This window comes from uncultured Romboutsia sp., from assembly GCF_958366745.1.
Classification (GTDB): domain Bacteria; phylum Bacillota; class Clostridia; order Peptostreptococcales; family Peptostreptococcaceae; genus Romboutsia; species Romboutsia timonensis.
Window position 1 is genome coordinate 1 of record NZ_CATXCO010000188.1, and the last position, 4,783, is coordinate 4,783.

Genomic DNA, 4,783 nt, shown 5'->3' on the forward strand with positions numbered 1-4,783 from the left:
TTTTTTATGTATATTAAGTCCGGATAAAGATTTTTTTAGTAATTTTTTTTCACCTAGGTCATGATAACAATATATTATTTTATTAAAATCTACTTCTGGGACACAGGACATATTAACACCGCCTCACATTTTTGTCTTTATAATATAATATTAAAATATTTAGAATTTGTAGCTAATCCAATTAAAAAATTAAGTTATTTATAGTACATGTGATATATATTAATTAAAATATATTAGGAAATTAAATTGTGATTATTGAGTTATAATTATCCATACAATACATATTTTATAATTTCTTAATAAATAAAAAATTTAATAACAGTAATTAACCTGTGATATAATATTTACTTTAAGAATAGTAAAAGGAAGTGATACTTTGGAGAGTGTAAAAGATTATTTAGATAGACTAGAAATAAATAATAATATATTAAATAAACAATTAAAGGATGTATATGTATCTAAAGTAGTTTATTTTAGAGAAGATAAAATAGTATACTTTCATTTAACTTCAAAATCTATAATATCATATGACATTTTAGATACCTTAAAAGAAGAGTTAAAATTAAAGCTTTCGTATTTTAAAGATATAAAAATTAAGATTTCGTATATTGGACTTGATAGAAAAGAAAATAAAGACATAATAAAAATGTATTGGATGAATATTGTTTATATATTTAAGGCACTATGTCCATCTATTGCAGGATGGTATAAACAAATAGAGTATTTATGTATAGAAGATAATTTAAAGATAAAGCTTCCAAAAGGACTTTTTTATGATAGATTAATGAAGCTAAATATAGCTTATGTACTTAAGTCTAGGTTAAATGAAGAACTTGGAATAGACCTTAATATAACTATGGAAAAAGCAATAGATGAAGAAATTGATGTTAAACGTATAATTAGAAAAAGTGAAAGAGTGGTAGAAGAAAAAATTAGGGAATTAGAAATCAATGCTAAGGAAGAAAAATCAGATGATGAAGAAGCTGCTTATGTTATAAAACCAGAATATGATGAAAAATTAATATATGGTGAAAATGTAAATGCCATGGTTGAAAAAATATGTGATTTAAATAATAGCTCTGGAACTGTAAGTATAGTAGGTGAAATATTTGATATAGACACTAAAGAGCTTAGAAATGGTAAGATACTTTTAATAGTAGCTATAACTGACTTTACAAGTTCTATAAGTTGCAAATTATTTTTAAATGATACTAATAAAGATAGCGTACTGGGTAAGATATCTAAAGGAGCTTATGTGAAAATAAAGGGAGATACAATGTATGATATCTACCAAAGAGAGCTTACAATGACTATAAGTGGTATAAGAATAGAAGAAAAGCCAGAGAGGATAGATAAAAGTGAAGTAAAAAGAGTAGAACTTCATGCACATACTCAAATGTCATCTATGGATGCCGTAACTTCAACAAAAAAGTTAATACAACAAGCTGCTAAATGGGGACATAAGGCAATTGCAATAACTGATCATGGTGTGGTTCAAGCATTTCCAGAGGCAATGGGTGCTGCTAAAGGTAAAGATATAAAAATACTTTATGGTGTAGAGGGATATTTAGTTGAAGATTCAGAAGATATAATACAAGATGCTAATGACAAAGAACTTTCACAAACATTTGTAGTATTTGATATAGAGACAACTGGTTTTTCAAATACAAATGATAAAATAACTGAAATAGGTGCTGTAAAAATTGAAAATTTTAAAGTTGTAGATAAGTTTAGTGAGTTAATAAATCCACAAAAGGATATATCATACAAAATACAAGAGTTAACTGGTATAACTAATGATATGGTTAAAGATAAACCTACTATAGATGAGGTTTTACCTAAGTTTATAGAATTTATTGGAGATAGTGTACTAGTTGCTCATAATGCAGAATTTGATATGAGTTTTATATCTGAAAAGTGTAGACAACAAAACATAGAGTTTAAAAATAGAAGTATAGATACACTAACATTGGCTAGAGTGTTACTTCCAGAATTAAAAAGGCATAGATTAAATGTAGTAGCAAAAGCATTAGGTGTACCTCTTTTAAACCACCACAGAGCTGTTGATGATGCACAAGCTACAGCACTTATATTTATAAAGTTCTTAGAAATGTTAGATAATAAGGGAGCTAAAACACTACAACAAGTAAATGAAGTTTTAGGTAAGGTTGATTACACAAAACTTGGAACTAGCCATATAACTTTAATAGCTAAAAATTATACAGGTCTTAAAAATTTATATAAAATAGTATCAGATGCTCATGTTAATCATTTTTATAGGGCACCTAGAATATTAAAAAGTGTTCTAGAAAAATATAAAGAAGGTATTATAATTGGTTCAGCATGTGAAGCAGGACAAGTATTTAAGGCTGTTAAGAAAAATGTAAGTGATGAAGAAATGTCTAAAATAATAGATTTATATGATTATATAGAAGTAATGCCAATTGATAACAATAGATTTATGATTGATAAAGGCGAAGTTCAAGATGAAGAAGAATTAAGGGACTTAAATAGAAAACTTATTGAAACTGCAATTAAGTTTGGAAAAATACCTGTAGCAACAGGAGATGTTCATTTTTTAGAAAAACATGAAGCCGTGTTAAGAAAAATTCTAAAATACTCTCAAGGATTTAAAGTTGATGAAGAAGAAACTTATCTTCATTTTAGAACAACAGATGAAATGCTAGAAGAGTTTAAATACTTAGGTGAAGAACTTGCATATGAAGTTGTTGTAACAAATAGTAATAAAATAGCTGATATGGTTGAAGTTATAAAACCAATACCAAATGATACTTATCCTCCAGTAATAGAAGGTTCAGATGTTGAGCTAAGAGAAATGTGCTATGAAAAAGCAAAGCGTATATATGGAAATCCTGTTCCTGAAGTTGTACAAGCTAGACTTGATAGAGAGTTAAACTCTATCATAGGTAATGGATATGCCGTTATGTATATAATAGCTCAGAAACTGGTTACAAAATCATTAAGTGATGGATACTTAGTTGGATCAAGAGGTTCAGTTGGTTCATCATTTGCAGCTACAATGAGTGATATAACAGAAGTTAATCCATTACCGGCACATTATATATGTGATGATCCAGAATGTAAGTACTCATATTTCTTTGAAATAGGAGAATATGGTTCGGGAGTAGACTTACCGAATAAAGATTGTCCTAAATGTGGAAAACCACTTAGAAAAGAAGGACATGATATACCATTTGAGACTTTCCTTGGTTTTGAAGGTGATAAAGAACCAGATATAGACCTTAATTTCTCTGGAGATTATCAACCTGTAATACACAAATATACAGAAGAATTATTCGGAGAAGGTTATGTTTATAGAGCGGGTACAATAGGTACAGTAGCAGAAAAAACAGCTTTTGGATATGCTAAAAAGTATGTAGAAGAAAATAACATACACGTTCCAAATGCTGAAGTTTTAAGACTATCTAATGGATGTACTGGAGTAAAGAGAACATCAGGACAGCATCCAGGTGGAGTAATGGTTATTCCTCATTATAAAGATGTTTATGATTTTACACCAATACAATATCCTGCAAATGATACAAGTTGTGGGGTTATAACAACACACTTTGACTATCACTCTATAAGTGGGCGTATATTAAAACTTGATATACTTGGACACGATGCGCCGACCATGATAAGAATGTTAGAAGATATAACTGGAATAGTTGCAACAGAGATTCCACTAGATGACCCAGAAACAATGTCTTTATTTACATCAACAGAGGCACTAGGTGTAACACCTGAAGAAATAAATTGTCCTATAGGATCTCTTGCAATACCAGAATTTGGGACAAAGTTTGTTAGACAAATGTTGCTTGACACAAAGCCAACAACTTTTGATGCACTAGTTCGTATATCGGGACTTTCTCATGGTACTGATGTTTGGCTAAATAATGCTCAAGATTTAGTTAGAGATGATATAGTTAGTATAGATGAAGTTATATCAACTCGTGATGATATAATGAACTACCTTATATTTAAAGGTTTAAAGCCTAAAAATGCCTTTACAATCATGGAAAATGTAAGAAAAGGGAAAGGTTTAAAACCTGAACACATAGAAGAAATGCACGAAAATAATGTTCCAGAATGGTATATAGGTTCATGTCAAAAGATAAAGTACATGTTCCCTAAAGCTCATGCAGTAGCTTATGTTATGATGTCATTTAGACTTGCTTATTGTAAGGTACATTATCCAGAAGCTTTTTATGCAACATATTTTACTACAAAAGCAGAAGACTTTGATGCAGATTTAATAGTTAAAGGTCTTCCAGCTATTAAGGCTAGAATACAAGAGATAGAGAGTTTAGGAAATGATGCAACAGCCAAAGAAAAGAATATGCTAACAGTTCTTGAAGTTGCACTTGAAATGTATGCAAGAGGTATAAAAATACTTCCAGTTGACATATATAAATCAGATGCAAGTAAATTTAAGGTTGCAGGAGAAAAGTTGTTGCTTCCTCCTATGATAGCTCTTCAAGGGGTTGGAGAAAATGCTGCCATAAATATTCAAAAAGAAAGAGAAAATGGAGAGTTTATATCTAAAGAAGAACTTAGAAAGAGAACTAAAATTTCAAAAACGGTTATAGAAACACTTACTAATCATGGTTCGCTAGATAACATGAGTGATGAGAATCAATTATCATTATTTTAATAAAAGATTAAAAAAATAGAGTAAGATATAAAAAACACCTAGTTTAAATAAAGTGTACCCTATAGAGTAGACAGCTAATAAAAAGGTCTACTCTATAGGGTATTTTTG

The 4,783-nt window shown here is 29.4% G+C and carries 1 protein-coding gene; it reads left to right on the top strand.

Features of this window, described 5'->3' with window-relative positions; translation table 11 throughout:
• The first annotated feature begins 376 nt into the window (after window positions 1-376).
• The gene (locus Q5F54_RS10810; RefSeq protein ID WP_288525537.1) at window positions 377-4,675 is read left to right on the top strand and encodes a PolC-type DNA polymerase III; all 4,299 of its coding nucleotides are present in this window, start codon (window positions 377-379) and stop codon (window positions 4,673-4,675) included.
• Window positions 4,676-4,783 lie beyond the last annotated feature (108 nt).